A 26372-nucleotide genomic window follows, 5' to 3' on the forward strand; every position below is an offset into this window, starting at 1 on the left:
CGCATGGCCCTCGGAGCTACCATCAGGGCCATGACGGAACGCTCGCGAGAGGCTGGGACGGACACCGAGCCGGAGGGGACGAGCAGGGGAACAGCCAAGCGGGCCGCAGGACGTCGTCCCACGAAAGCGAAGGCCACGGGGGACCCGAAGGCCACGGGAGACCCCGCCAAGCGGCCGACGGCCCGGCGGGAACTCGTCGAGAACGAGATCTTCGAGCAGGCGTCCCTGCTCTTCGCCGAGCGCGGATTCTCCGGTACCAACCTGGCGGACATCGCCGAGGCCATGGGCATCACGCGCCCCGCCCTCTACTACTACGTGAAGAGCAAGGAAGACCTGCTCGCCAAGCTCGTGGCGCAGATGACGGAGGGACCCGCGGCGGAGATGGAGGCGCTCGCCGCCGACGAGACCCTCGAACCGGCCGTCAGCCTGCGGGAGATCGCGTACCTCATCGCGTTCCAGCGGGCCAGCCAGCCCAAGCGCGCCCAACTGCTGCTGCGCTTCGAGGCCGATCTGCCGCCGGAGGCGGCCAAGACCCACCGCTCCGGTATGCGGGCCGGGAAGCTGGGGCTCATGCGCGTGATCGAAGAAGGCATCGTCAAGGGCCAGTTCCGGCCCGTCGACCCCGAGGCGACCGCGCTCGCCGTGGCCGGAATGTGCAACTGGGTCGCCTGGTGGAACCATCCCGGCGACCACGACTTCACGCCTGCCGAAGCGGCCGGACATGTCGCCGATCTGGCGGTGGCCATGGTGCTGAGGCCGGGGGACCGGACACCTGAGGGCACCGGACCCAAGGCGGCACTGGCCCTGCTCCGGCAGGACCTCGACTACCTGGAACGCGTCCTGGAAGCCTGACCACACATACCCCAGGCTGACGCGACCGGCCCGAGCGTCAGCCCCAGGTGGTCGGTCATTCGGCCGATCCGCCGCGGTCGTACGAACCGGACGATGGAGGGGTTCCCAGCCAGGTACGGGGCCGAGCTGAGCGGCACACGTCCCCGCTCTCCGGCCTCGCTCCCCTCCATCCAGGACACCATCACCATGTACCGCACAGCCGTGCGCAACGTTCTCGCGCACAAGGCCAGACTGCTGATGACCATGCTCGCCGTCGTGCTCGGCGTCGCGTTCGTCTCGGGCACCCTGGTCTTCACCGACAGCCTCGCAGCCGCCTCCCGCGCCCAGGCGGCCAGAAGCTACGCACACGTGGACGTCGAAGTCCGCTCCTACGCCGACGCCTCAGGAAAGGACCCCGGCATCGACCGGAAGCTGTTCGACAAGGTCGCCGGGGTGGACGGAGTCGCCGACGCCGTCGGACGGATCGAGGGTGGTGCTTCCGTCGTCGGCAAGGACGGCCGGCTCCTCGGCACCGACAACTCCAACTTCGGCGCCAACTTCGCGCCGGGGAAGAACGGCAGGGACGGGCTCTACACGTTCACCGACGGCAGCGGTCCCACCGAGGCCGGGCAGATCGGCCTCGACAAGGCCTCGGCCCAGAGGGGCGGTTACGTCGTCGGCGACACCGTGCGTGTCGCCCTCGCGGGGCCCGCGAAGACGTACAAGCTCACCGGGATCTTCACGACCGAGGCCGACACGGTGGCCGACGGCGGCAGCCTGGTGCTGTTCGACAGCGCGGACGCCGAGCGGCTCTACTCCCGGCCAGGTGTCTTTCACACCATGACCGTCACCGCCGCTCCCGGCACCTCGGACAGCGAACTGGCCGCCGCCATCGGCAAGTTGCTTCCCGGCTACGCGGACGCCCAGACGGGACGTCAACTCGCCGGCTACGAGGCCGGACTGGCCGCGGGGGACGCGGCCAAGCTCAACACGCTGCTGCTCGTCTTCGCGGGCGTCGCCCTCTTCGTCAGCGTCTTCCTGATCGCCAACACCTTCACCATGCTGGCAGCCCAGCGCACCAGGGAACTCGCCCTGTTGCGTGCCGTCGGAGCCTCCCGCAAGCAGGTAACCCGGTCCGTGCTGGCCGAGGCGATGGTGGTCGGCACCGCTCCTCCGCCTTCGGCCTGGGACTCGGGGTCGCCACGGCCGGCGTGCTCCGCGTCACGATCGGTGTCTTCGGCCCGGGGATCGCGCACGGGCCGTTGGCCGTCACGTCCACGAGCGTCCTGGCCGCGGTCCTGGTCGGCGTCCTGGTCACCCTGCTGGCCGCCTGGCTCCCGGCCCGTCGCGCCGCGAAGATCCCGCCGGTCGCGGCGATGAGCAGCGCACATCTGCCGGCGAGCGACAAGTCACTGCTCCTTCGGAATTGCCTCGGTGGCGTACTCACTCTGCTCGGCGGCACGGCCGTCGTCGCGGGTGCGCGGGCCGGTGGGCACGCGGGTGTGCCGCTCGTCGGTTTCGGCGCGTTCCTCACCGTGGCCGGCGTCATCGTGCTGATCCCGTTGCTGTCACGGTGCGCGATCGGGGCTCTACGACCGTTGCTGCGGCGAGGGTTCGGAGTCTCGGGCAGGCTCGCGGGCCAGAACGCCGTACGCAATCCGCGCCGCACCGGCGCCACCGCCTCCGCTCTGGCGATTGGACTCACGCTGGTCAGCCCACTGACCGTGCTCGGGGTCACCCTTTCTCACGTCGTGGACGGGATGACCTCCGCTGTCGTCAAGGCCGACTACATGGTGACCACGGACACCGGCGGCGGCCTCGACGCCTCGGCGGTCGCCGCCCTGCGCAAGGTCGAGGGCGTCAGAGCGGTCTCGCAGGAACAGCCGGGTTCGATGGAGATCGGCGGCAGCCAGCAGGAAGTCTCCGGAGTCACCCCCGCGGACTTCCTGGCATCCATGCGTCTCAAGGTCGTCTCTGGCTCGCTGGACACGCTCGCCCAGGGGCGGATCGCCGTCGCCGACAGCGTCGCGCGGTCCCATGGATGGCGGGCCGGGGACACTCTGCCCGTCACGTACGACGACTACAGGCACGGCAGGCTGACCGTCGGGGCAGTCTTCCGGAACAACATCGTCGTGTCGCCCGTCGTCGTCTCCACGGACGTACTGGAACCGCACGAGCCCGACACGTTCGTCCAGCGGATCTACGTCATGACGGACGGTCACACGACCGAGAAGGCGCTCGCCGGTGCCCTCGCCGGGCACCTGGCGATCAAGGTGGGCGACCGGCAGGACATCCGGCACGAGTTCGGCGGTTTCCTCGACATCGCGCTGAACGTCCTGTACGGACTCCTCGCGATCTCCCTCGTCATCGCGGTGCTGGGCGTGGTGAACACCCTTGCGATGTCGGTCTTCGAACGGCGCCGGGAGATCGGGATGCTGCGGGCGATCGGCCTCGACCGACGGGGTGTGCGGCGGATGATCCGACTGGAGTCCGTGGCCGTCTCACTGTTCGGCGCGGTGATCGGGGTCGGCCTCGGGGCCTTCCTGGGCGCGGCCGTCGCCGAGGCCGTCGAGGCGCGCATCGCCGGCTACGCATTGGTGCTGCCCTGGGACCGGTTCGCGCTCTTCCTGCTGCTGGCAGTCCTGGTCGGCGCGCTGGCCGCCCTGTGGCCGGCCCGCGGGGCGAGCAGACAGAACGTACTTGCCGCCATCGGGAGCGAGTGACCGGCCGGGCAACCGATCCGCACCGGACGGCGGTGTACGAGCGTCGAGTCCGCGCGGTGTCCGGGTGTGCTGTGTCAGGCGGCCGGGGCAAGACGGCCCGCGCGGATGGCCGCTACGACGCCGCCGTCCACGAGCAGGTCGTTTCCGGTGATGAACGTGGCGCCGGGTCCCAGCAGGAAAGCCGCGGCCTCGGCGATGTCGTCGGGAGTACCCAGGCGGCCGCTTCCCGAGGCGGCGATCAGAGCGCGCATCGTCCGGCCGTTCTCCCCGTCGAGTTCCTGCTGTCCCATGGGAGTGGCGATCACGCCGGGGCTGATGGAGTTGATGCGGGCTCCCCGCTCACCCCAGGACGCGCTGGCGGCCTGGACGCGCAGCCGGTTGCCGTACTTGGCCAGCCCGTAGGCGCCCTGTCCCGCGACCTCCGGGTCGGTGAAGGGCAGGTCCAGCAGATCGTCGGCAGGTGTGTGGGCGAGGGCGTGTTCCTGCTCCGCGCTCAAGGAGGCGGGCAGCATGTAGCCGGCCATGCTGGAGATCACGAGGCCTGATCCGCCAGGTGCGATGACCCGCTCGAATTCCTCCAGGACCAGCGCGGTGCCGAGCAGGTCCACTTTCAGTACGGCGGCGGCGGGGGCCTGCACGGGGGAGAGCCCCGCGGTGTGCACGAGCTGGGTGACGGGGCCGAGCCGCGCGGCCGTGTCCGCGAGAGCGGCAACCGAAGAGCGTGAGGAGACGTCGACCGTCTGCGTGACGATGTCGTGTCCCTGCCCGCCCAGCAGATCCGCGGCGGCGGCGAGAGTCTCCTCGTCGAAGTCGGCGAGCAGCAGCTTGTTGCCCGTCCCCTGGCGGCGGGCGATGGCCTGTCCCATTCCGCCCACGCCGATGACGACCACCACGTTCACGCCCATGAGCATCTCCATATCGTTACGATACGTTTCGTAATGTAAGTGTGCCCCTCGTAGGATGAGCCGTCATGGATGAGGCACGACCGCCCGGACGGCCCCGGGACATCAGCAGGGACGAGGCCATCCTCGGCGCGGCCCGGGAAGTCCTCCTGAGCGAGGGCTATGCCGGTCTGTCGATGGAGAAGGTCGCCGCCGCGGCCGGGGTCGGCAAGCCCACGCTCTACCGCCGCTGGTCCTCCAAAGCGGCTCTCGTCGGCGACGCCGTGCTGCACAGCTTTCTCGCCGTCGCGCCCGACGTCCGCCTGCCCGGCCGTGGCATCACGGGCAGCGCCACTCAGCAGCTGACCGACTGGTTCCGGGCCTACGCCACCTCGGCCGGCGATCCACGCCACGCAGCCATGATTCTCGCTCTGACCGCTGCTGCCGCTGAGAGCCCGCACGACGCCGAAAGCCTCTATCGCCACCACACCAGTGCCCAGCACGACGCTGTCGTGAGCTGCCTGCGCTCGGGAGTGTCGAGCGGCGAGTTCCGCGCCGATGCCGACCTCGAAGCGGTTGCCGACGCCCTCATCGGCTCGGTCCTCTACCAACTCCTCACCCGCACCAACGACGTCTCACTGCCACGGACCGAGCATCTGCTCGAGATTCTGCTGGCAGGACTGCGCCAAGGGTGAAGCGCGAGTTCACCCACCACCGGGTGGCGGAACCGCAGGTGCGGCGCTGCGGAAGGCACCGCCGTTCCAGGTACTCACAGAACCCCCCTCGCCCGCGTCGGCCCGCCTAGCCTGGAGGGCGTGAGTACCGAGAGCGACATCCGCGAGTTCCTCGCCTCCCGCCGCGCCAAGATCACGCCCCAGCAGGCCGGGCTGCCCGTATACGGCGGCAACCGGCGCGTGCCCGGGCTGCGCCGCGAGGAAGTCGCGATGCTCGCCGGCGTCAGCGTCGACTACTACGTCCGCCTCGAACGCGGCCACCTCGCCGGCGCCTCCGAGGAAGTCCTCGACGCCGTCGCGGGTGCCCTGCGACTCGACGAGGCCGAACACGCCCACCTCTACGACCTCGCCCGTGCCGTGGCCCGACGCCCCACCCGCCGCACCAAGCGCACCCGCGGCCCGCTCCCGGACAGCGTCCTGCGCGTCCTCGACTCCATGACCGGCCCGGCCTTCATCCGCAACGGCCGCCTCGACATCCTGGCCGTCAACCGCCTCGGCCGGGCCCTGTACTCACCGCTGTTCACCGAGGGCACGCCACACCCCGTCAATATCGCCCGCTTCCAGTTCCTGGACCCGCACGGCCGGGACTTCTTCCCCGACTGGGAGCAGTCCGTGAACACGACCGTCTCCCTGCTGCGCACCGAGGCCGGACGGGCCCCCGGCGACCGAGACCTCACCGGGCTGATCGGCGAACTCGTCACCCGCAGCGAGGAGTTCCGCACCGCGTGGGCCAAGCACAACGTCCGCCTGCACCACACCGGCCGCAAAGGCTTCCATCACCCGGTCGTCGGCGACATCACCCTCGACTTCGACGCCATGGAACTGCCCGCACAGCCGGGCCTGACCCTGACCGCCTACAGCGCCGAACCCCACACCCCGGCCCACGACGCACTCCAACTGCTCGCCGCGTGGGCCGCCACCGAAGACGCCTCAGCGACCGCGGACCCGGACCGTACCGGCAGCCACTGAACCGTTCCCTCCCCGCCGCCGGACCTCGATCACCGCAAGGAGTCACCACCATGCACGCGCGTATCCTCGGCCAGGGCCTCAAGGTCTCGGCGATCGGCCTGGGCTGCATGGGCATGTCCCAGAGCTACGGCCCCAATCCCGGCGACCGGCAGGACATGATCGCCGTGATCCGCGGCGCCGTCGACCGCGGCATCACCTTCTTCGACACCGCCGAGGTCTACGGCCCCTACGCCAACGAAGAGCTCGTCGGCGAAGCACTCGCCCCGGTGCGCGAACAGGCCGTCATCGCGACCAAGTTCGGCTGGCGCATCGAGGACGGCAGGTCCGTCGGCCTCGACAGCCGGCCGGAGCAGATCAAGCGGGTGGCCGACGCCTCGCTGCGCCGCCTGCGCACGGACACGATCGACCTCTTCTACCAGCACCGGGTCGACCCCGACGTACCGATCGAGGACGTCGCGGGCGCCGTCGCGGAACTCGTGCGGGCCGGCAAGGTGCGGCACTTCGGCCTGTCGGAGGCGGGCGCCGCGACGATCCGCCGTGCGCACGCCGTCCATCCCGTGACAGCGGTCCAGAGCGAGTACTCCCTGTGGACCCGCGACCCCGAAACCGAGGTCCTGCCCACGCTCGCCGAACTCGGCATCGGATTCGTCCCGTTCAGCCCCCTCGGCAAGGGCTTCCTCACCGGCACCGTCGACACCACGACCGCGTTCACCGACGGCGACATCCGCAGCACCATCCCACGGTTCGACCAGGACAACCTCGCCGCCAACCAGGCACTGATCGACCACGTGGCCGCCCTGGCGCGCGCGAAGGACGCCACCCCCGGACAGGTGGCCCTGGCCTGGCTGCTGGCCCAGCACCCGGCGATCGCGCCGATCCCCGGCACCCGCCGCATCGCACGGGTGGAGGAGAACGCCGCCGCCACACAGCTCGCCCTGTCCGCCGACGAGCGGGCGGACCTCGACGCGCTGGCGGCCCGCATCGGCGTCCGCGGCGACCGCTACAACGAGTTCCACCTGAGCCTGGTCGACAAGTAAGCGAGAGCCGTACCCCCCGGTGCCGGGAGTCCTGCCAGGGCGACCCACGATGACCCGCGGCGACCCACGACGGCTCATCGCACCCGGTACCCCGCTCCCGAGACCGTCTCGACCACCTGCGGCTGACCGAGCTTCTTGCGCAGCTTCATCACGGTGACCCGGACGGTGTTGGTGAACGGGTCGGTGTTCTCGTCCCACGCCTTCTCCAGTAACTGTTCGGCGGAGACCACCGCGCCTTCGGCCAGCAGCAGTTCGGTCAGGACGGCGAACTCCTTGTTGGCCAGCCGGACTTGGTTCCCTTCCCGGAAGACCTCGCGGCGGGCGGGGTCGAGCCGGAGGTCGGACCGTTCCAGTACCGGGGGAGCGGCGGGGCGGGCGCGGCGGGCGAGGGCGTGCACCCGGGCCGTCAGTTCCGCGAGGGCGAACGGCTTGGGCAGACAGTCGTCGGCGCCGAGGGCCAGCCCCTCGACCCGGTCGTCCACGGTGGCCGCCGCGCTGACCATCAGGACCCGGGCAGTGCTCCGCGAGGCGACGATGGCCCGGCAGACGGCGTCGCCGCGCACCCCGGGCAGGCCGCGGTCCAGTACGACGACGTCGTACCCGTGCACTTCGATCCGTTCCAGAGCGGCCGCCCCGTCGTGCACGAGGTCCACCGCGAACGCCGCCCTGCGCAGCCCCTCGGCCACCGCGTCGGCCAGGGTCCGCTCGCCCTCGGCTATCAGAACGCGCACGCGCTATCTCCCCCTTCTGTGGTTACGCCCTGGTTATACGGGTCTGTGTTGACTTGCGGTGACCTCGGGGACGGAAGAGAAGGAACGTGATGAGGACGTCCAAGAAGAGTGTGTGCGTGGTGATGGGGCTGGCCTGTCTGACCGTGGGTGTCCCCGTGACATCGGTGATGGGGGCGCCCTCCACCGTGACGGGCACGCCGGTACCGGCGCCCGTGCGGGCCGCCACCACGGCCGCCCTGCCGACCGCGGTCACCGCACCTCCGGCGGGCAACGGCCGGGCCTTCTACCACAACCCGATCATCGACTACAGCGGCAAGCTCCAACTCCCCGACGGCTACACGGAGAAGGAGTTCCTGGTCTCCGGCACGGCGAACGTCTACGAGCACGGCCCCGACGGCGAGGTGCGGGTCAAGCAGGCCGATGTGCCGTACACGACGCGGGTGTTGGTGCGGATGCCGAAGGACGCGCGCGACTTCAGCGGCAAGGTGCATCTGGAGGCGGGCCCCTCCGGCCTCGACGGCCTGTCCCGCTCCGCCGACAAGGTGTTCGCCGACGGCGACGCCTGGGTCACCGTCCTCACCCACGCGCTGTCGTCCTCCACGCAGCGCATGAAGACCGCCGACCCGGCCCGCTACGACGCCCTCAGCCTCCCGGAGTTCGGGCAGAACTGCGACATCCTCAGCCAGGTGGGAACCCTGCTGAAGACCCGTACCGCGGACAACCCGCTGAACGGCTACCGGGTCAAGTCGGTGTACGCCAACGGCTGGGCGTTCGCCGCCTCGGTCTGGCTGACGTACACGGGCGAGGGCTTCCACGACCGCGTCCGCCTGCCGAACGGGCGGCCCGTCTTCGACGGCTACCTCATCGGCAACCCCGGCGACTACCAGCCGATCAACTCCACCGCACCGGCCGTCGCCAAGGACGACCCACGCCAGAAGGTCCGCGACCTCGACGTGCCGGTCATCGTGCTCCTGACCGGACCGCAGGAGGAACAGCGTCGCCGCCCGGACGGCCCCAACTACCGTGTCTACGAGGTCGCCGGCGCCTCCACCGCGTCCCCCCGCGCGGCCCGCGCCTACGGCCAGACACCGGAGGCCTTCCTCACCACCGGCCCCTTCGCCTGCGACTACGACGTCAGCCGCTTCCCCTTCAACCAGACCTTCCAGTCCTCGCTGACCCGCCTGGAGAACTGGTCCGAGAAGCGTGAGACCCCGCCGGCCTCCGCCCACTTCGAGCGCGACACCGACGGCACCACGAAGCTCGACGCGTACGGCATCCCGCTCGGCGGTGTCCGCACCACCTACAGCGACCTGCCGACCGCCCGCTACTTCGCCAACTCCACCGACCAGCGCTACTCGATCTGCACCAGCGCAGGCGCCCAGGAGCCCTTCTCCCAGGAGCAGTTGAAGACGCTCTACGGGAACAAGACGTCGTACGTGAAGCAGGTCGCCCGCGAGACGAACCGGCTGGAGCGCCAGGGCTGGCTGCTGCCCGGCGACGCACGGGAACTCCGGCAGGAGGGGAGGGCCGTCGCCGACTTTTGAGCGCACGTCAGTCTCCCCGCCGCACCGGCAGGATCACCGACGAAGGGTGGTCCGGGTCATGGAAGACCAGCTGGTCGGCGGGGACCAGCGCGGTCGCCGTCGCCCTCGGCTCGCCCGAGCCGGGGTTGCGGTTGTACCGCGGGAACGCACCGCTGGAGACCTGCACGCGGATGCGGTGACCGCGCCGGAAACGGTACGCCGTCGGCCACAGCCGCACCTCGGCCCGGGTGACGGCGTCGGCGCGGGTGAGGCTGACCAGACCGTCGCACACATTGGTGGAGCGGCCCTTCTCGTCCACGTCGCAGACGCGGACGAAGACATCGGCGCAGCGCAGTGAGGAGCTGAACCAGATCTCGGCGCTCACCTCCCCGACCACCTCGGTGTCCTCCTCCAGGACCCCCGTGGTGTACGTCAACACGTCTTTCCTGGACTCAAGTCGGCGGTTGTCGACCCGGCCCGCCCTGACCCCCACCGCCATGCGGACACCGCCGACAGCCGGGGTCGGGTCAGCCGGGTCGTAGGCGTAGCCGTCCGGTGCGGAGGGTGGGGCCGGCTCGGCGGACAGCGTCCCGGCGGGCCGCAGGTACAGCCGCTCGGGCTCGTACCCGGGCGGCGGCCAGGACGGAAAGTCCCGCCACCGCTCCTCACCCATCACATACAGGCGTACGGCGGCCCGCTCCGCCGGCTCTTCGCCACGTGCGAGGGGCAGCGCGAAGTCCAGGGCCTCGGCGGTGGACACCGCGCCCGCACCCATGGAGACGTGGGACCAGGGGCCCACGGTGAGCCGGGCGCGGGCCCGGCCTGCCTTCTGCAGAGCCTGGAAGTCGCGTAGCTGGCCGGGCAGGAAGATGTCGTACCAGCCGCCGACCGTGCTGACCGGCACCGTGATGGCGGCGACCCGGTCGCGGTGGTCGACCGGCTGCCAGAACGGGGACGTGGCGTCATGGGCGAGGACGTTCTGGAAGTAGGAGGACGGGCGGCCCAGGACGGCCTTGTCGGCGTCCGCGAGCGGCAGTGTCGTCATCGCCCGGCGTACCCTGCCCGCACCGAGGAGCTGTCCGAGCCGTGAGCCCTGCCGTTCCTGTCCGGCCACCTGCACGCCCCAGCCGAACGGCGCCTCCAGCGAGAAGCCGTCGCCGCGCAGCTGTTCCAGCGTGAACGCCGATTCGGACACCGACGGGACGATCGCCCTCACCCGGCCGGGTACGGCGTCGGCGACGGCCCACTGGACGTACCCGAGGTAGCTGCCGCCGAAGAGGACGATCCCGTCGCCGCACCAGGGTTGTTCGAGGAGCCAGTCCAGCGTGTCGAGGCCGTCCTCGCGTTCCCGGCGCAGCGGGTCGAAGTCGCCGCCGGAGCCGAAGGTGCCGCGGGTGGACTGCACGACGACCTGGTAGCCGCGTTCGGCGAGCGGGCGGGCGAGCTGGGTGGCGATCATGCCGGTACGGCCGTACGGGCTGCGGAGAAGGGCGGTGGGCAGTCCGTCGCCGCCCGTCGCCGGTGTCCAGCGGTCGGCGAGCAGGACGGTGCCGTCCCGCATCGGCACCCATCGGTCGCGTTCGACGGTCAGGCGCCGGGTGCGCGGTGGAGGGAGACGCAGGAGGCGCTGGAGGGCGAGACTGGCGAGGCTCATGGGGTGTCCTTGCGGGTCGGAGAGTGCGAAATGGGCAGGGCTTCGCCGCGCCGCGACGTGAGGGGACGCGGCGGCGAACGGGTGGGCTGCGGTGGGGAGTTCAGTCGATACGCGGCTGGACCAGACCGGCGTCGTACGCCATGATCACGGCCTGGACGCGATCGCGGGCGCCGAGCTTGGTCAGGACCTTGCCGACGTGCTTCTTGACCGTCGACTCCGTCAGGACGAGCCGGTCGGCGATCTCGGTGTTCGTCCAGCCCCGCGCGATGGCGAGCAGTACCTCGTGCTCACGTTCGCTGAGCGTGCTCAGGCGCGGGTCGGTGTCCGGTGCGGGGGAGAAGAGACGGTGGGCGTGGGCGTCGAGCAGGCGCCGGGTGAGGCGGGGCGCCACCACCGCGTCGCCGGTGGCCACCGCGTGGATGCCGGCGAGGAGTTCCTCGGGGCGGGCGTCCTTGAGGAGGAAGCCGCTGGCTCCCGCCCGCAGGCCGGCGTGGGCGTACTCATCGAGGTCGAAGGTGGTGAGGATGAGGACGCGGGTGCGGCCGCCGGCGGCCACGATACGACGGGTGGCTTCGATGCCGTCCATGCCGGGCATGCGGATGTCCATCAGTACGACGTCCGGGCGCAGTTCGGCGGCCATGCGGACCGCTTCCGCGCCGTGTCCGGCCTCGCCGAGGCACTCCATGCCGGGAGCGCTCTTGAGGAGCATGCGGAATCCGAAGCGCTGCATGGGCTGGTCGTCGACGATCAGGACGGTGGTCATGAGGCGTGGCCTCCCGAGGCCGGAGCCGGAGCAGGGGCAAGAGGTGTGGACTCGACGGCGGGTTCGGACTCCGGTGTCTCCAGGGTGACGTCCACGAGCCACCCGGGCCGGCCCGGCCGGCGACCCGCGGTGACCGTGCCGCCGTACATCGCGGACCGCTGCCGGATGCCCACCAGACCGTGCCCGGAGCCGTCACCGACGGGACGTGGTGGCTGAGCCCCCGGGGGCGGCCCGGTGTCGACGACCCTGACCCGGATGCCGCCCGGGACGACGGCCACGGTCACCTCGGCCTGCGTGCCCGGGCCCGCGTGCTTGAGGGCGTTGGTCAGTGCTTCCTGCACCACGCGGTAGACGGTCAGCTGCACCCCGCCCCCCAACGGGACGAGATCTCCCTCCGTCCGGTAGGAGACACTGACGCCGGCGGCCCGCACCCGCGACAGCAGCGTGGGCAGGTCGGCGAGGCCGGGCTGCGGGCCGAGTGGGGGCTCCTCCCGTCGCCGAGCGCCCAACACCCCCAGAACGCGACGGAGTTCGTCCATCGCCTGCCGTCCCGTGTCGCCGATCATGCGCAGCGCCTCGGCGGTGTCCTCGTCCTGGCCGGTGGCGAGCGAGGCGGCGCCGTCGGCGAGGCCGACGATGACGGAGAGGTTGTGCCCGACGATGTCGTGCATCTCCCGGGCCACGCGGGAGCGTTCGGCGGCGGCGGTGATCTGCTCACGCTGGTCCCGCTCGACCTCCAGACGGGCCGCCCGCTCTTTGAGGGCCGCCAGATACACCCGCTGGATGCGGAGTGCGAGACCGAGCGCGATCGCGGCGATGAGCTGGCTGGCCAGGAGCAGCAGCCCAATCAGCGGTTGATCGGTGGGAAGCAGGAACCACACCGCCCCGCACATCTCGACGAGCGCCACCGCCGTGGCCCAGCCGAGCAGTCGCAGCGGCCCGTGCAGCGCCAGGCTGTGCAGGGCGGCGAGCAGACAGGCCGCGGCCAGCAGCCACAGATCCAGCGTCCACGGCACCAGCGCGAGCACGGCGACGACGCAGAAGACGACGGCCGGTCGCCGACGCCGCCACCACAGCGGTACCACCATGAGGGCGGTGACGACGACCAGCGGCCCGGGCGGCAGCGCATCGCGCGCGGCGGAGGTGTCGAACGGCCCGCTGTCGCCGCCGAACAGCGCGTCGAGCAGGGTCACCGCGACGATGACCGGCAGGACGAACGAGTCGAACAGCCACGGGTGCCGGCGGTCGATCCGACGCACCCGGGCCTGCGCCCGCAGCAGCCGGCCCACGATCGGAAGCCGCCAGGCCGACTCCAGTCCCGGGGGCGCGGGCCAGACGGGTCCGGCCGGGGGGTGGTCGGCCGGACCCGTCGTCCTCGGTGTGCTGGTCGTCATCCGCGTACCGTCCACTCGGCTCAGGCGTCGGTTCGGGTCGGCCGCACGCAGCCCAACGCCGGCGTGGAGCGGATCATGCCCGTACTGTACTCACCGGCCGAGACCGGGCCGCGTGGACAACCGACCTTGTGAGAAGGGGTGGTGGGCGTACTCATCAGGCAGCCCTCTCAAGGTTCGCGGTGCTCTGGAAGTCCACGGCGTCACTGGTCGGTCGCTGTACGTCGAACACGAATGCAGGCCTCCCGGGCACCGGTCGGGCCGCGTGAACCGGCGGACGGCCCGACCTCGCGCCACGGCCACTGCGGGGCCGCGACACCAAGCTAGGCGCGGATCGGGAGTGGCCCGTGGGTCCATGGGGGACTTCCTCGAACGCGGGAGTGGTACCGCGGTACCAGATGACATGCCGGCTCGGAGTCGACTTCGGGAGTCTGACTTCTGCAAACCGTCACCTTCGGCTGACGGACTGGCCCGTCAAGGACGAAGCAGCCGCACGATCATTTCCACGGTGTGTTCCACGGAGCGGCGGCGTGAGGTGGCGCCGGACACCAGGACGCGGACGAGGACGGCGCCGAGGAGCATGTCGAAGACGTCGTCGGGGTCCACATGGGGATCGACGCTGCCAGGGGCGGCGGCGTCGAGGATGTCGCGGAACTGGGGCCGTGCCGACACCCGCAGGATCAGTTCCTGAGAGCGTGGAGCGGTCGAAGTCCGGTTGTGCGCCAGGAGGCCCGGCGCTGCCGCGCGCGCCGCGGGAGTGGTGAAGGCGGCCGTGTAGGCGCTGGTGAACCGGTGAAGGTCGCGGCGAAGGTCCCCGGTCGGCTCGACGCTGAGCGGGTCGAGGCCGGGGAAGGTGGCCTCGCTGATCAGCTCGATCCGGGACGGCCACCGCCGGTAGATGGCGGAGGCGTGGACGCCCGAATGCTCGGCGACGGCCTGGATGGTCGTGCCCTCGAAGCCGCGCTGCTCCAGGAGTTCACGAGTCGCCGCGAGAGCTCGTTCGCTGATGGTCGGGTCAACTGGGCGGCCCGGGCGCCGTCGGGGCTTGTCCACGTCGCCGATCGTAATCGTCCGCCACGGCCGGGGGGTTCGGCCCGATCGCTATTTTTAGGAGACTGTCTTCTATAAATCGTGGCTCGTCGCTACAGTCGCAGGGTGGGTGGTGCGTTCACCGCCGCCCCCGCTGACCCTCGTCACGAGGAGATGCTGATGCGCGCTGCCGTGCTGCGGGACGGAACGGTGCGGACCGGGACCGTCGACGATCCGGTTCCCGGTCCGGGCCAGCTCCTGGTCCGGACGCTCGCCTGCGGGATCTGCGCCTCGGATCTGCACTTCATGGATCACCCCGAGGCGGGCCTGCACGACGACTCCGGACTGTCGACCTATGACCAGGGCGTCGACATCGTCATGGGACATGAGTACTGCGCCGAAGTCGTCGGCCACGGTCCCGGCACCGACCGCCGGATACCGGTCGGCGCACGGGTGAGTTCTCTGCCGATCCTGGTCGTCCCCGGAGGCCGGAAGATCATCGGCCAGAATCCCGAGGCACCCGGCGGATTCGGTGAGTATCTGCTTCTCACCGAGGCCCTCACCCGAGTCGTGGCTTCGGATCTGCCCAGTGAGGTCGTCTGCGTCGCGGACGCCATCGCGGTCGGCTGGTCCGCCGCGGTCCGCGCAGCGGTCACGGCGAAGGAGGTGCCGCTGGTCGTCGGCTGCGGAGCCGTCGGGCTGGCGACGATCGGCGCGCTCAAGGCGCTGGGCGTCGGGCCGATCGTGGCCGCCGACTTCGTGGCGTCCCGGCGGGCGACCGCCTTGGCCATGGGAGCCGACGCCACCGTCGATCCCGCCGACTCCTCACCCCACCGGGCCTGGCGCGACGTGGCCCGAGCGGACGCGCACCAGGTGAGGGAGGCGATGCCGTCGGCCGTCGCACCCGGCGGTGTCGTCTTCGAATGCGTGGGCGTCCGCGGTGTGCTGGACTCGATCGTCCGGGCGGCGGAACGCGGGACCCGGATCTTCTCGATGGGCGGCCCGCCCGAGGGCGATGTGCTCAACACGATGATCGCCAAGCGCAAGGGCATCAACATCCAGTTCGGCGGCGGCCCTTCGCCCGCCCACTGGGACCAGGCGTTCGAGGCCGTCTGCTCGGGGGACCTCGACGTCCGGCCGCTGCTGGGGCGGACCGTCGGACTCGACGAGGTGCCCGAGGCCCTCGACGCCGCCCGGGACGCGAACGGGCCGGCGCGCATCGTCGTCGTCCCCTGAACGAGATGGCGTCGCCATCCCTAGGGAAGGGCTGTGAGCGTTGAGCGAGAACGAGGAATTACGGGCCACCGTCGAGGCGTTGGCCGCCCGGGTCCGGGCGCTGGAGGACCAGCTGGAGATCACGCAACTGGTCGCCCGGTACGGGCCCGCCGTCGACAGCGGCTCCGGCGAGGCCGCCGCCGCGCTGTGGACCGAGGACGGCACCTTCGACGTCGCCGGGCATCTGCGGATGAAGGGGCGGGACGACATCGTCGCGATGGTGCACGGGGCCGGCCACCAGAGCCTCGTCCGCGCCGGCTGCGCCCATGTGCTGACCGTGCCGCACATCGTGGTCGACGGCGACCGGGCGACCGGGCGCAGCTACGCGCTCAACATCCGCTGGGATCCCGCGGCCGACGGGTTCAGGGTGGCCCGGGTGTCGGCCAACACCTGGCGATGGGTGCGGACCGAGCAGGGCTGGCGCGTCGAGGAGCGGGTCAACGCCAACCTCGACGGTTCCGCCGAACACAGCCGGATGCTGGCGCCGCCCGCCGACCACTTGCCGGACACGGCTCAGCGACCGGGTGGTTGAGCATGGCCCGCGCCAGGGAGGAAGCGTGAGGATCGGATTCATCGGACGGGGCCGTATGGGCCGCCCGATGCTCGACCGGCCGGCGGAGGCGGGACATGACATCACCGTCCTGGTGCGCCGGGCCGACACCCGAGCCGACGCCGAGGCACAGGGCCTGAGGTGCGCCGCGACCGTCGGGGAAACCGTACGCGAGGCCGACGCCGTGTTCGTCGTCCTGACGGACGACCAGGTGAGGTCGGTGTGCCTCGGACCCGACGGCACCCTCGCCGCCATGCGTCCGGGAACGGCCCTCGTCCAGCACACGACCTGCGCCCCCGACACCGTTCAGCCTGACCCGTACGTCGACGGAACTGGCCGGCGTCGACATCCCGGCCGGCCCCACGGTCATGGTGATGCCCGGCGCCGTCAACCGCGCCCCCCGCCGCTTCGAGGACCCGGCCGTCTTCCGCATGGACCGGGCCAACGTGCGTGAGCACCTGGCGTTCGGCCGCGGCGTCCACACCTGCCCCGGCGCCCCCCTCGCCCGGGTCGAGGCCCGCATCAGCATCGAACGCCTCCTCGACCGGATAGACGACATCCGGATCTCCGAAGCCGCGCACGGCCCGGCGGGCGCGCGCCGCTACACGTACGAACCCACCTTCATCCTGCGCGGTCTCAACGCCCTCCACGTCGAGTACACCCCGCTTCCCGCCGGCTGAGCGATGCCGGGTGCATCCAGGAACACGAAGGACACCGCCATGGACAGTGTGGGGCTCATCACCGGCCAGATCGTCGGCGTCAACGGCGGCTGGCACATCCGACACCACAGGAAGGGGACTCCGCGATGAGTTCCGACATGTCCTTCGCCGAGCGCTACGGCCCCTGGGCCCTGGTCCTCGGCGGCTCGGAAGGGGTCGGCGCGGCGTACGCCCGTGCCATGGCCGAACGCGGGCTGAAGGTATGCCTCCTGGCCCGCCGTCAGGAGAAGCTCGACGAGGTCGCCGCCGACATCCGGGGGCACACGGGTGCGGAGGTGCGGACGGCGGCTGTCGACCTCTCGCTGCCCGACGCGACGGCGGACGTCGTCAAGGCCGTCGACGGCCTTGACGTCGGCATGGTCATGTACTGCGCCGGAGCCGACCCCAACTACCAGCCGTTCCTGGCGGGCCCGGTCGAGATCGCGCAGCCCCTGATCCACCGCAACTGCGTGGTACCGATGCAGATCTGCCATCACTTCGCCGCACCCATGGTGGCCCGGGGCAGGGGAGGCATCGTGCTGGTCTCCTCGGCGGCCGGACTGCACGGCACACCCAACACCGCGGTCTACGGCGCCACCAAGGCCTTCGACATGCTGCTGGCCGAAGGGCTGTGGACGGAGCTGCACGAACAAGGCGTCGACATCCTGTCCCTGGTGCTCGGAGCCACCGACACTCCCGCACTGCGCCGGACCCTGGTCCGGCGAGGCCACCTGCCCGACGACACCACTCCCGTCCCCGGCGCCTCGACCTCCGAGGAGGCCGTGGCCGAGGCGCTCGCCCACCTCACCGACGGCCCGACGCACATCGTCGGCGAACGGCTGCGCGAGACCCTCCGGCAACTCGCCGCCATGGACCGCGGTGACGCGGCCAGAGCGATCGCGCGCCGCGTGGGTGGGGTCATGGACTCCGGACGACAGGAGAAGACCTTCCGATGACGGCACCGACCGCCGGACAGGACGTCCGAAGCGACATCGCCGATATCTCCGCCGTACTGGTGCGCTACGCCACCGGCATCGACCGGCGGGACTGGAAACTGCTGCGCACCTGCTTCACCGACGCGTGCGAGGCGGACTACGGCGACATCGGCCGCTGGCTCGACGCGGACGCCCTCACGGCGTACATGGAACACGCGCACGCCCGTTGCGGCCACCTCATGCACCGAGTCACCAACACCGAGGTCACCCTGGACGGCGACACCGCGACCGCCCGCAGCTACTGCGACGCCTTCGTCCTGGGCCCCGACAACGACGACGGGATGCAGGCGTCAGGCCGCTTCGACGACGATCTCGTCCGCACCGACCAGGGCTGGAAGATCACCCGCCGCCGCTACACCCTGGCGCTGCTCCGGCCGGTGCGGAACTCGGCCCGACTGCTCGGAGGCAGCGGAGGCAGCGGAGACAGCCATGAGCCACGATGACCGCACGCGTGCCGGGGGCCTCGGCCCCGCGGACCCGGCGAAGCCCCTGCGCGTCGTCCAATGGGCCACCGGAAACATCGGCACCCGCTCCCTGCGCGCCGTACTGGAGCATCCGCACCTGACGCTGGCAGGCGTGTACGTCCACACACCGGACAAGAGCGGCCTCGACGCGGGCAAACTGTGCGGCCTGGACCCCGTCGGCATCACCACCACCCACGACATCGACGACATCCTCGCCCTGGGCGCCGACTGCGTGCTGTACATGCCGCGAGCGGGCGACCTCGACGAGGTGTGCCGGCTGCTCGGCTCGGGAGCGAACGTCGTGACCACCCGAAGCGACTTCCACCACCCGCCCAGCATGGACCCCGCCGTACGTGAGCGTGTCGAGGAAGCCTGCGCGCGGGGCGGCACCTCCGTCCACAGCACCGGCAGCAGTCCTGGCTTCATCACCGAGGCCGTCCCGCTCGTCCTGGCCTCCGTGCAGCGACGGTTGGAAACCCTGATCGTCCACGAGTTCGCCGACCTGTCCCGCCGCGACTCACCGGGCCTCCTCTTCGACGTGATGGGATTCGGCCGGCCCCCGGCGGGGGAGTTCGACGAACGCCATCTGTCGCATGTGCGCAGCAGTTTCGGGCCGTCCCTGCGCCTGGTCGCCGACGCCCTCGCGCTGCCGCTCGACTCGGTCGAGGCCGGGGGAGAGGTGGCCGTCGCCGCCCGGACGGCCGTCATCGCCGCCGGAACACTGGCTGCCGGAACCGTGGCCGCGCAGCGGATGACCGTCTCCGGCATCCGGGCGGGGCGTCCGCTCCTCCAGTTCAAGGCCACCTGGTACTGCACCACCGACCTCGACCCCGCCTGGACCGTCCGCCCCACCGGCTGGCACCTGACCGTCGACGGAGACACACCCCTCGACATCGACATGCGCTTCCCGGTGCCTGTCGAGCGCATGGGCGAGGTCTCACCCGGCTACACCGCCCACCGCGCGGTCAACGCCGTCCACCCCGTCTGCGCCGCTCCCCCCGGCATCCGTACGACCGTCGACCTGCCGCCCTTCACGGCAACGCTGGCCTGACGGCTGGGCTAGTCGGAGGTCGCCCGGTCGGCTGCCGCCCAGCCGATCAGGGCTCCGCGCAGTGCGGACACCAGGCGGGTGGCGGCTTCGTCCTCGGTGCGTCCGCTCTTGATGAGGTCGAGGATGTCGCGTGGGTCGAAGAGCGCGTTCCACAGGTAGAGCGCCTCGTCGCCGAGGTCTCCCAGGCCGAGTTCCTCGGTGGTCTGGCGCAGGGGCTCGTCGAGTGCCTCGGCCTGGGGGACGAGATAGCCGGTGTTCTCGCGCAGTCGTTCGAGGTAGCCGCGGTGCGAGCGCATCTGTGCCATGGCGCCGCCGTGTTCGAGGACGAGGGACACCCACTTGCGTGACACGGCTTCGAGCTTCACCAGGCCGCGGGTGGACTGCTGGGCGCTGAAGTCCCTGAGTTCGGAGCCCACTTGGGCGCGGAAGGCGTGCAGGATCTCCTCGACGGAGGAGAAGTGGCGGTAGGCCGTCGCGGTGGACACCTCGGCGTGTTTGGCGATCTCGGCGATGCTGACCGGCGTCGGCGAGTTCTCGAACAGCCGTGCCGCCGCCTTGATGAGATGACGGCGGTTGCGTTCGGTGTCACTGCGCATGGGGCGGCTCCTCGGTGCGCGCGGGTCTGTCTTCATCGCAGGGCCGCGAGACCGTCGGCCAGCCGGCGGACACCCTCGACGATGGCCTCCGGACCGGCAGCGTACGACAGCCGCAGGTGATGTTCGCCCTGGGCCCCGAACTCGCTGCCGGGCCGCACGGCGACACCGTACGTCGTCCGCAGCGCCGCCACGACGTCGACGGACGGCAGGTCGAGGTCGTAGCGCGGGAACTGGTAGAAGGCGCCCTCCGGTGCGCTGAGGGTGAGGCCGGGGACGGCGGCGAGCGCGGCGCGCATGATCTCGCGGCGCTGTTCGTACGCGGCGCGCATGCGCGCGACGTCCTCGGCGCAGCTCTCCACCGCGACCAGGGCGGCGTCCTGGACGACCGTGTTGACCGAGCCGTTGAAGGTGTTGTGGACGCGCGCGGACGCCTGGATGAGCGCGGGCGGTCCCCAGAGGTAGCCGACCCGCCAGCCGGTCATGGCGTAGCTCTTGGAGAAGGTCTGGCAGTACAGGGTGCGCTCGCGCAGGCCGTCGACGGCGATCGCCGAGGTGAACGGGCGGCCAGTGTAGTCGAGGTCGGCGTACGCCTCGTCGGAGATGACGAGGGTGGACGTGCCGTCCAACAGGTCGGCGAGGGCTTCGAGTTCCTCACGGCCGTGCACGATACCCGTCGGGTTGACGGGGTTGCAGAAGACGAAGAGCTTGGCGTCCGTGAGGGCGTCCGCCAGTCGGTCGAGGTCCCAGTGCAGGTCCGGCGCGAGCGGTACGGGGACCACGGTGCCGCCCGCCATGGCGACCAGGTCGCCGTAGAGGGAGTAGGTGGGGTCGGGGACGACCACCTTGTCGCCGGGGTTCACGATGCCGAGGATCGACGCGGCGAGTCCGGCGGTGCCACCCTGAGTGATCAGGACGTCCGCGGCGGACACCGGTGCCTGGGCGAGGCCGGCCAGCTTCGCGGCGAGGGCCTCGCGCAGGGCGGGTTCGCCGAGCAGCGGGGAGTAGTGGGTGCGTCCGGAGCGCAGTGAGGCGTGGGCCGCCTCGGTGATCCGCTCGGGTGTGTCGAAGTCGGGTTCCCCCATCGCGAGCGAGACGAGGTCGGAGCGGGACTGCGGCTGCTGGGTGCGGCGGGAGGCGGCGGCGATCCGGGCGACGGCGTCGGCGGTGTCGTACAGCGGCGGCTGGGTGGTGATGGTGGGCGGCATGCGCTCCTCCTCTTCGGGCGGGGTGGTCAGGACTGCGGTGCGGCGCCTTCGGGGGACCCCGCCCAGCGGCTGATCTCGAGGTCGGCCGCCACGTCGCGCTGCCGGGTCGGGGCGACGACGATCTCCTGGAGGACGACGCGCTGGGGCAGGGTGACGGCCAGGCGGACGGCCTCGGCCACGTCCTCGGGCTGGAGCATGGCGGCACGCTCCTCGGGCTTCGGGGGCCGGGCGCGGTGGTCGAGGATGGGGGTGTCCGCCTCGCCGGGCAGGACGGTGATCGCGCGCAGGCCCTGGTTGCGGAAGGTGTTGTGCAGGAAGGTCATGAAGTTGCGGACGCCGGCCTTGGCCGCGCCGTAGGCGGCGCCGCCGAGCAGGTTGGGGTTGACGGCGGCGAGCGAGGAGACGGTGACGACGGTTCCGGTGCCGCGGTCGAGCATGTCGGGCAGGACGGCCTGGGTGAGCTGGAAGACCGCGGTGAGGTTGACCTCCAGGACCTGGCGCCACTCCTCGTGCGGCAGCCACTGCGGGTTGAGCACCGACGACGAGCTGCCCGCGTTGTTGACGAGCACGTCCACCGGGCCGAGTTCGGCGCGCACCCGGCCCAGGGCGCGGGTCACGTCGTCGGCGCGGGTGATGTCGACGGCGAGGGGGAGCGCGGTCCCGCCCTCGGCGCGGATCACGGCGGCGACCTCGTCGAGGGCGTCCTGTCTGCGGCCGAACAGGGCGACGGCGGCGCCGTCCCGGGCGAGCAGCCGCGCGATCTCGCGCCCCATCCCGCTGCCCGCTCCCGTGATGAGCGCGGTCCTGCCGGGCGACGTGGTCACCGTGCCTCCTCCATCAAGGATCTGATACTTCGACTGCAATTGAGAATATATTCTCAATTCGAGGTCGGCAAGGCCGCCACGTCGAATCCGAGGGCGTCGAAGGCCCCGGCCACCGCGTGCGCCAGTGCGCGCACCTCGCTCTCGTGACGGGCGAGGCGACGCACCGAGGTCTCGCGGTCGACCCAGCGGAACCGGAGTTCGCGTCCCGGCCCGGCCTGTCCGAGCAGGGACAGGGACGCGCGCGAGGCGACACCGACGATGGGATAGCCCGCGGTCAGGCTGCGGTAACGGCCCAGGACGATCAGCTCGTCCGCGTGCGGGATCTGGAGCGCTCCGATGGGCACGCCGTGCGACACGATCTCGGTGTCGGTGTCCGGGTGGCGCACCGGTCCGTCGAGCCGCAGTCCCACGTGGTCGGAGCGGGGTGTGACGACGTAGGCCGACTCCTCGATCAGCTCGCGGATGCCGGGGATCGACCGGATGCCGTGGGTGGCGACGACGTCGACGGTCCAGGGGCCGTCGTCGAAACGCGGGACGGGCACGGGCAGCCGGAACAGCGGTGCTTCGAACGGGCGGCTTCCGAATCCCCGGAACGCCGTCTCCAGCAGGACGCGGGAGCCCGGGGCGATGCGCTGTCCGAAGCCCATACGGGGGTCAGGGGCCGCGCTGCCCAGCAGCCGTTCGGTGCTCAGCGTGCCGTTCACCGCCAGGTAGGTCCGCATGCCGCGGCTCATGTCCCCGCGGACGCGCACCTCTTGCCCCGCGGGCACGACCAGCGGCGTCCAGCTGGCGGCCGGCGCGCCTCCGACGGTGACCCGGGCGGGCGCGCCGGTCACCGCGAGCAGGACGTCGGTGTCCGGGACGAGGGCCGGCTCGCCGCCGAGGTTCTCGATGAGGGTCGCGCCGCGGGGGTTGCCCACGAGGAGGTTGGCCACGGCCGCCGAGTGCTGGTCGGCGGCGCCGCCGGTGGGGACGCCGCGTTGTTCGGTGCCGCTGCGGCCGAGGTCCTGGAACGTGGTGATCCAGCCGGTGCCGGTGACGTCGAGTGCCACGGTCCTCATGTGACCACCTCGGCCGTGGGCAGCAGGAAACCGGCGTCCAGCGCCGCGGCTTCGTCGCGCGTGACCGGGACGAAGCGCATGACGTCGCCGGGGCCGAAGCAGACCGGGTCCGGCCGTGTGATGTCGACGATGGTGTGCGGGGTGCGCCCCACCACCCGCCAGCCGGTCGGGCCGGGGAACGGCTGGATGATCGCGTTGGTCCCGGCGATCATGACGGCGCCGGGGGCGACGTCCGTGCGGGGCTCGGCCCGCCGGCGCACCGGGCGGGGCACCTTGAGGCCGTCCATCATCGGGGCCATCGCCGCGCCGAGGAGGCAGACCGTGAAGGTCGACCCGGCGATCGCCTCGACGACTTCCGCTGCGGCCAGGCCCAACTCCTCGGCGACGGAGGCCAGATCGGGGCCGTGGTCGTCGTCGAAGACGACGGGGACGGCGAACGTCCGTACCGGTCGCGCGCCGACCGTACCGTCCGTGGGCGCGGGAGCCCACCGGGCCACCAGCCGGGCCGCGTACGCCACGTGCTCGAACGCGGTCTCCTGTGGATCGAACTCGATGAGCAGCGATTCGAGGCCGGAGACGACATCGCGGACACCGGGTGGGAGGTGCGCCAGGAACCGGTCGCGGAACGCGACGATCGCCGCCCGGCGGGCGGCCTGCTCGCGGTGGGGGATGGTCACCATCGCCGCCGAGTCCCCGAAGGGCTCGACGGTGACGGCGCCGTACTGTGCAGTGGTCATCGCCTGGTGCGCTCGGCCCTCAGCCGGCCAGCGCCGCCTCCGCGTTCTTCGCCTTGTCCTCCAGGACCTCGCGCAGCCCGGTCACCCGTACGCCCACGGCGTCCAGCGCGGCCCGCAGCGCGATGCCGTTGGCCAGGACGTTCGGATGGTCGCCGTGCAGGAGCAGGACGTCGGCGTCATGGCCGAGCGGGACCACGTTGCCGTCGACCGAGCGCACGGTGCCCTCGCGTACGACCTGCGCGGACCGCTCGCCGATCAGCTCGGGGTCGTAGATCAGTCCGCCCTCGTGCGAGCGCGGGACGGGCCAGCCGTCGTCGCCGTAGCCGCGGTCGGCGAGGAAGACGTAGGCCACCTCCAGACCCCGCTTGCGCGACTCCTCGGCGAGCACACCGCGCTGGCAGACCACGATGTAGTCCTTGTTGTAGGCGGCGACGGCGTCCGTGATGGCCCGCGCGTGCTTGGCGTCGGTCTGGGCGATCGAGCCCATCCGGCCGTGCGGGGCGACATGGCTGATGGTGCCGCCGTGCACCCGGGCGAAGGCGTCGAGGGCGCCGAGCTGGTAGAGGACGTCGGTACGGATCTCCTCCTCGGTCGCCTCGATGAGCCGGCGGCCGAAGCCGACCAGGTCGGGGTAGCCGGGGTGGGCGCCCAGTTCGATGCCGCGCTCGACGCAGTCGGCGACGGTCTTGTCCATGGTGCGGGGATCGCCGGCATGGAAGCCGCAGGCGATGTTCGACGAGGTGACGAGGCCGAGCAGGGCTTTGTCGTCACCGATCGTGTAGTTGCCGAAGCTCTCGCCGAGGTCGGCGACGACGGCTACCGAGTTGTGTCCGGATGACATGGTGTGTTCTCCCGAAGTGCGGTTCGGTTCAGTGGGCTTCGAGCGGCCGGCCCTTGGTCTCCCGCAGGAAGGCCACGGTGACCAAGGTGATCAGCGCGGTGAGGATGGCGGCGAAGGCGGGGATCAGGTTGGACCCCGTCGATTCGATGAGGTCGGTCATCACGAGCGGGGCGCTGCCGCCGAAGATGACCGTCGAGATGCTGAACCCGATGCTGTACGCGGAGTAGCGCACGCTGGTCGGGAACATCTCGGCGAGCATGGTGTGCACCACGGCGGCGTGGCCGGAGAACGCGATGGCCAGCACGACCGTGCCCAGACACGCGAGCCCGAACCTGCCGGTGGTGATGAGCAGGAACATGGGGTACGAGACCACGGCCATCGCGACGGCCGAGAAGGCGAGCACGGGCTTGCGGCCGACGCGGTCCGACAGCCGCGCCATGAGCGGGATGCAGATCACGATGGCGACCAGGCTCGACGCGGTCACCAGCAGCGCCCGCACCATCGAGAAGTTGTGGTCGCCGAGCGAGGTCTTCAGATACGTCGGCATGTAGACGAACAGCAGGTAGTAGCCGGGGCCGTTGAGAGCGGGCAGGAAGATCGTGAGCGCGATCGCCTTCAGGTGCCGCTTGGAGGTCAGCGCCTCCCTGAGCGGGTTGCGGGCGACGGTCTTCTGCTCGCGCAGGGCCGTGAAGTGCGGGGTCTCCTCAAGGCGGCTGCGGATGTAGAAACCGACGTAACCGAGCGGTACGGCGACCAGGAACGGCACCCGCCAGGCCCAGGAGGTCATCGCGTCGTCGCCGAGCGCGGTGATGAGGACGGCGGAGAGGGCGCTGCCGAACAGGAGGGCCACGAACGAGCCGACGGCGATGAAGCTCATCATGAAGTTGCGGCGCCGGTCCGGCGCGTACTCGCCGACGAACGACATGGCGCCCGCCACCTCGCCGCCCGCGGAGAAGCCCTGGAGTATCCGGAGCAGGACCAGAAGGGCGGGCGCGGCGATCCCGATGGTGGCGTGGGAGGGGATGAGGCCGAGCGCGGCCGTGGCAGCGGAGATGAGGACGAGAAGGGTGGCCAGCAGCTGCTTGCGCCCGAGTCGGTCGCCGAGATAACCGCAGATCACGCTGCCGAAGGGGCGGGCCAGGAAGCTGATCAGGAAACCGAGGTTGGTGAGGAAGAGCCCGCCGCTGTCGGCGTTCCCCATGATGTTGGCCGCGAGATAGGTGACGAGGAGGCCGTAGATGCCGTAGTCGTACCACTCGACGAACGAGCCCACCGTGCCTGCGACGGTGGCCTTCCGGACGACCTTGTCATCGGCCGGGACGGCGGCCCCGGTCCGGGGTGCCGCCTCGTGACGGTCCGATGGAATGCCAAGCCGATCTGACGTTGCCATACGCGTTCGCTTTCGATGTCGCGGACTCCGGGGACGGTGTCCTGAGGATCGCGTGGGGTCATGAGGGGAGGCCGGTGCCGGCGCCTCAGGGGAGTTGCGAGGCTGCGGGGGAGAGCAGCGGAACGGCGTCAGAGCCGAGTTGCGACGTGAATCTCGAATGAGAATAGATTCGCATTCTGGCGGTGGTCAAGGATGCGTGTTGCCCTCACGTTAACCTTCCGCTTCCATCGTGCTTCCGCCTTGGACTCCGAGGCGTTTGCGGTGATTTGAGGGCGGAATCCACGGGCGGTGGAGGTTCGCTGAGGTGAGTTTCGGCCAGCTGGAGGCGGTCGTTCCCTTCCCATCGCTCCTTGCGCGGTCATCCGGATGGATGCAGACTGGCCCCGCAAAACGCGAAAGCTTTCGCATTTTCACCGGAG

The 26372-nt window shown here is 71.0% G+C and carries 24 protein-coding genes and 2 pseudogenes; 13 read left to right on the forward strand and 13 right to left on the reverse strand.

Annotated features, from left to right (window positions below):
- The first annotated feature begins 30 nt into the window (after window positions 1–30).
- Both ABZ928_RS39060 and ABZ928_RS39065 read left to right on the forward strand, forming a co-directional pair.
- Window positions 31–852 (forward strand): TetR family transcriptional regulator, encoded by an 822-nt coding sequence (locus ABZ928_RS39060; protein ID WP_361529624.1) that lies wholly within the window; start codon window positions 31–33, stop codon window positions 850–852.
- A gap of 186 nt (window positions 853–1038) precedes the next feature.
- A pseudogene (locus ABZ928_RS39065) lies at window positions 1039–3554 on the forward strand (FtsX-like permease family protein).
- Window positions 3555–3628: 74 nt separating this feature from the next.
- Here ABZ928_RS39065 and ABZ928_RS39070 read toward each other — a convergent pair.
- The gene (locus tag ABZ928_RS39070; protein ID WP_361529873.1) at window positions 3629–4459 is read right to left on the reverse strand and encodes an SDR family oxidoreductase; all 831 of its coding nucleotides are present in this window, start codon (window positions 4457–4459) and stop codon (window positions 3629–3631) included.
- Window positions 4460–4524: 65 nt separating this feature from the next.
- On the opposite strand from ABZ928_RS39070, the gene ABZ928_RS39075 reads away from it, so the two are divergent.
- The 3 genes from ABZ928_RS39075 (at window position 4525) to ABZ928_RS39085 (ending at window position 7175) form a co-directional block, all read left to right on the forward strand.
- Window positions 4525–5130, forward strand: a complete 606-nt coding sequence (locus ABZ928_RS39075; protein ID WP_361529627.1) for a TetR/AcrR family transcriptional regulator — start codon at window positions 4525–4527, stop codon at window positions 5128–5130.
- A gap of 120 nt (window positions 5131–5250) precedes the next feature.
- Window positions 5251–6138 (forward strand): helix-turn-helix transcriptional regulator, encoded by an 888-nt coding sequence (locus ABZ928_RS39080; RefSeq protein ID WP_361529630.1) that lies wholly within the window; start codon window positions 5251–5253, stop codon window positions 6136–6138.
- A 50-nt stretch (window positions 6139–6188) separates the two neighbouring features.
- Window positions 6189–7175 carry an aldo/keto reductase gene (locus ABZ928_RS39085; protein WP_361529633.1) on the forward strand — a complete coding sequence of 329 codons (987 nt, stop codon included), beginning with the start codon at window positions 6189–6191 and terminating at the stop codon, window positions 7173–7175.
- Window positions 7176–7249: 74 nt separating this feature from the next.
- On the opposite strand, the gene ABZ928_RS39090 is transcribed toward ABZ928_RS39085, so the two are convergent.
- The gene (locus ABZ928_RS39090; RefSeq protein ID WP_361529636.1) at window positions 7250–7906 is read right to left on the reverse strand and encodes a response regulator transcription factor; all 657 of its coding nucleotides are present in this window, start codon (window positions 7904–7906) and stop codon (window positions 7250–7252) included.
- Window positions 7907–7995: 89 nt separating this feature from the next.
- On the opposite strand from ABZ928_RS39090, the gene ABZ928_RS39095 reads away from it, so the two are divergent.
- Window positions 7996–9450: an alpha/beta hydrolase domain-containing protein gene (locus ABZ928_RS39095; protein WP_361529639.1), complete on the forward strand. Its 1455-nt coding sequence runs from the start codon at window positions 7996–7998 to the stop codon at window positions 9448–9450.
- A 7-nt stretch (window positions 9451–9457) separates the two neighbouring features.
- Here the strand turns inward: ABZ928_RS39095 and ABZ928_RS39100 are convergent, their stop codons facing one another.
- The 4 genes from ABZ928_RS39100 to ABZ928_RS39115 all read right to left on the reverse strand — a co-directional run bounded on the left by ABZ928_RS39100 (window position 9458) and on the right by ABZ928_RS39115 (window position 14290).
- Complete coding sequence (locus ABZ928_RS39100) at window positions 9458–11083, reverse strand: CocE/NonD family hydrolase (RefSeq protein WP_361529642.1); 1626 nt, start codon at window positions 11081–11083, stop codon at window positions 9458–9460.
- Between the two features lie 100 nt (window positions 11084–11183).
- Window positions 11184–11846 carry a response regulator transcription factor gene (locus ABZ928_RS39105; RefSeq protein WP_361529645.1) on the reverse strand — a complete coding sequence of 221 codons (663 nt, stop codon included), beginning with the start codon at window positions 11844–11846 and terminating at the stop codon, window positions 11184–11186.
- Entirely contained in the window at window positions 11843–13240 is a 1398-nt protein-coding gene (locus ABZ928_RS39110; RefSeq protein ID WP_361529648.1) for a histidine kinase, read from the reverse strand. Before ABZ928_RS39110 ends, ABZ928_RS39105 begins: the two co-directional genes overlap by 4 nt.
- Window positions 13241–13711: 471 nt before the next feature.
- Window positions 13712–14290, reverse strand: coding sequence for a TetR/AcrR family transcriptional regulator (locus ABZ928_RS39115; protein WP_361529651.1), 579 nt, complete (start codon window positions 14288–14290; stop codon window positions 13712–13714).
- A gap of 156 nt (window positions 14291–14446) precedes the next feature.
- Between ABZ928_RS39115 and ABZ928_RS39120 the strand changes: the two genes are divergently transcribed.
- The 7 genes and pseudogenes from ABZ928_RS39120 to ABZ928_RS39150 all read left to right on the forward strand — a co-directional run bounded on the left by ABZ928_RS39120 (window position 14447) and on the right by ABZ928_RS39150 (window position 19299).
- The gene (locus tag ABZ928_RS39120; protein ID WP_361529654.1) at window positions 14447–15502 is read left to right on the forward strand and encodes a zinc-binding dehydrogenase; all 1056 of its coding nucleotides are present in this window, start codon (window positions 14447–14449) and stop codon (window positions 15500–15502) included.
- Between the two features lie 40 nt (window positions 15503–15542).
- On the forward strand, window positions 15543–16073 hold the full coding sequence (locus ABZ928_RS39125; protein ID WP_361529657.1) for a nuclear transport factor 2 family protein: 531 nt from the start codon (window positions 15543–15545) through the stop codon (window positions 16071–16073).
- 25 nt (window positions 16074–16098) lie between these two features.
- Window positions 16099–16338: pseudogene (locus ABZ928_RS39130) on the forward strand (NAD(P)-binding domain-containing protein); the annotation flags it as partial.
- Between the two features lie 85 nt (window positions 16339–16423).
- On the forward strand, window positions 16424–16771 hold the full coding sequence (locus tag ABZ928_RS39135; protein WP_361529876.1) for a cytochrome P450: 348 nt from the start codon (window positions 16424–16426) through the stop codon (window positions 16769–16771).
- A 125-nt stretch (window positions 16772–16896) separates the two neighbouring features.
- Window positions 16897–17745: an SDR family NAD(P)-dependent oxidoreductase gene (locus ABZ928_RS39140; protein WP_361529660.1), complete on the forward strand. Its 849-nt coding sequence runs from the start codon at window positions 16897–16899 to the stop codon at window positions 17743–17745.
- Window positions 17742–18227, forward strand: coding sequence for a nuclear transport factor 2 family protein (locus ABZ928_RS39145; protein WP_361529663.1), 486 nt, complete (start codon window positions 17742–17744; stop codon window positions 18225–18227). The genes ABZ928_RS39140 and ABZ928_RS39145 overlap by 4 nt, the downstream gene beginning before the upstream one ends.
- Window positions 18214–19299, forward strand: coding sequence for a dihydrodipicolinate reductase (locus ABZ928_RS39150; RefSeq protein ID WP_361529666.1), 1086 nt, complete (start codon window positions 18214–18216; stop codon window positions 19297–19299). Before ABZ928_RS39145 ends, ABZ928_RS39150 begins: the two co-directional genes overlap by 14 nt.
- An 8-nt stretch (window positions 19300–19307) precedes the next feature.
- On the opposite strand, the gene ABZ928_RS39155 is transcribed toward ABZ928_RS39150, so the two are convergent.
- From ABZ928_RS39155 to ABZ928_RS39185, 7 genes are read right to left on the reverse strand one after another with little or no spacing between them, the layout of a single operon-like run.
- Window positions 19308–19895, reverse strand: a complete 588-nt coding sequence (locus ABZ928_RS39155) for a helix-turn-helix domain-containing protein (protein ID WP_361529669.1) — start codon at window positions 19893–19895, stop codon at window positions 19308–19310.
- Between the two features lie 32 nt (window positions 19896–19927).
- The gene (locus ABZ928_RS39160) at window positions 19928–21100 is read right to left on the reverse strand and encodes an aminotransferase class I/II-fold pyridoxal phosphate-dependent enzyme (RefSeq protein WP_361529672.1); all 1173 of its coding nucleotides are present in this window, start codon (window positions 21098–21100) and stop codon (window positions 19928–19930) included.
- A gap of 26 nt (window positions 21101–21126) precedes the next feature.
- Window positions 21127–21924, reverse strand: coding sequence for an SDR family oxidoreductase (locus ABZ928_RS39165; protein ID WP_361529675.1), 798 nt, complete (start codon window positions 21922–21924; stop codon window positions 21127–21129).
- A gap of 53 nt (window positions 21925–21977) precedes the next feature.
- Window positions 21978–22985, reverse strand: coding sequence for a biotin-dependent carboxyltransferase family protein (locus tag ABZ928_RS39170; RefSeq protein ID WP_361529678.1), 1008 nt, complete (start codon window positions 22983–22985; stop codon window positions 21978–21980).
- A complete protein-coding gene (locus tag ABZ928_RS39175) occupies window positions 22982–23722 on the reverse strand; it encodes a carboxyltransferase domain-containing protein (protein WP_361529681.1) in 741 nt (246 codons plus the stop codon). Before ABZ928_RS39175 ends, ABZ928_RS39170 begins: the two co-directional genes overlap by 4 nt.
- A 19-nt stretch (window positions 23723–23741) precedes the next feature.
- Window positions 23742–24563 (reverse strand): 5-oxoprolinase subunit PxpA, encoded by an 822-nt coding sequence (locus ABZ928_RS39180; RefSeq protein ID WP_361529684.1) that lies wholly within the window; start codon window positions 24561–24563, stop codon window positions 23742–23744.
- Window positions 24564–24591: 28 nt separating this feature from the next.
- Window positions 24592–25953, reverse strand: coding sequence for an MFS transporter (locus ABZ928_RS39185; protein WP_361529687.1), 1362 nt, complete (start codon window positions 25951–25953; stop codon window positions 24592–24594).
- Window positions 25954–26372: the final 419 nt, after the last annotated feature.

The sequence above is a fragment of the Streptomyces sp. NPDC046909 genome, from assembly GCF_040644695.1.
GTDB lineage: Bacteria > Actinomycetota > Actinomycetes > Streptomycetales > Streptomycetaceae > Streptomyces.

Bases quoted from the DNA above. Each gene is read 5' to 3' on its own strand.
- ABZ928_RS39060 (WP_361529624.1), top strand. From the start codon at position 31: ATGACGGAACGCTCGCGAGAGGCTGGGACGGACACCGAGCCGGAGGGG.
- ABZ928_RS39070 (WP_361529873.1), bottom strand. From the start codon at position 4,459: ATGGGCGTGAACGTGGTGGTCGTCATCGGCGTGGGCGGAATGGGACAG.
- ABZ928_RS39075 (WP_361529627.1), top strand. From the start codon at position 4,525: ATGGATGAGGCACGACCGCCCGGACGGCCCCGGGACATCAGCAGGGAC.
- ABZ928_RS39085 (WP_361529633.1), top strand. From the start codon at position 6,189: ATGCACGCGCGTATCCTCGGCCAGGGCCTCAAGGTCTCGGCGATCGGC.
- ABZ928_RS39095 (WP_361529639.1), top strand. From the start codon at position 7,996: ATGAGGACGTCCAAGAAGAGTGTGTGCGTGGTGATGGGGCTGGCCTGT.
- ABZ928_RS39100 (WP_361529642.1), bottom strand. From the start codon at position 11,083: ATGAGCCTCGCCAGTCTCGCCCTCCAGCGCCTCCTGCGTCTCCCTCCA.
- ABZ928_RS39105 (WP_361529645.1), bottom strand. From the start codon at position 11,846: ATGACCACCGTCCTGATCGTCGACGACCAGCCCATGCAGCGCTTCGGA.
- ABZ928_RS39110 (WP_361529648.1), bottom strand. From the start codon at position 13,240: ATGACGACCAGCACACCGAGGACGACGGGTCCGGCCGACCACCCCCCG.
- ABZ928_RS39120 (WP_361529654.1), top strand. From the start codon at position 14,447: ATGCGCGCTGCCGTGCTGCGGGACGGAACGGTGCGGACCGGGACCGTC.
- ABZ928_RS39140 (WP_361529660.1), top strand. From the start codon at position 16,897: ATGAGTTCCGACATGTCCTTCGCCGAGCGCTACGGCCCCTGGGCCCTG.
- ABZ928_RS39145 (WP_361529663.1), top strand. From the start codon at position 17,742: ATGACGGCACCGACCGCCGGACAGGACGTCCGAAGCGACATCGCCGAT.
- ABZ928_RS39150 (WP_361529666.1), top strand. From the start codon at position 18,214: ATGAGCCACGATGACCGCACGCGTGCCGGGGGCCTCGGCCCCGCGGAC.
- ABZ928_RS39155 (WP_361529669.1), bottom strand. From the start codon at position 19,895: ATGCGCAGTGACACCGAACGCAACCGCCGTCATCTCATCAAGGCGGCG.
- ABZ928_RS39160 (WP_361529672.1), bottom strand. From the start codon at position 21,100: ATGCCGCCCACCATCACCACCCAGCCGCCGCTGTACGACACCGCCGAC.
- ABZ928_RS39170 (WP_361529678.1), bottom strand. From the start codon at position 22,985: ATGAGGACCGTGGCACTCGACGTCACCGGCACCGGCTGGATCACCACG.
- ABZ928_RS39175 (WP_361529681.1), bottom strand. From the start codon at position 23,722: ATGACCACTGCACAGTACGGCGCCGTCACCGTCGAGCCCTTCGGGGAC.
- ABZ928_RS39180 (WP_361529684.1), bottom strand. From the start codon at position 24,563: ATGTCATCCGGACACAACTCGGTAGCCGTCGTCGCCGACCTCGGCGAG.
- ABZ928_RS39185 (WP_361529687.1), bottom strand. From the start codon at position 25,953: ATGGCAACGTCAGATCGGCTTGGCATTCCATCGGACCGTCACGAGGCG.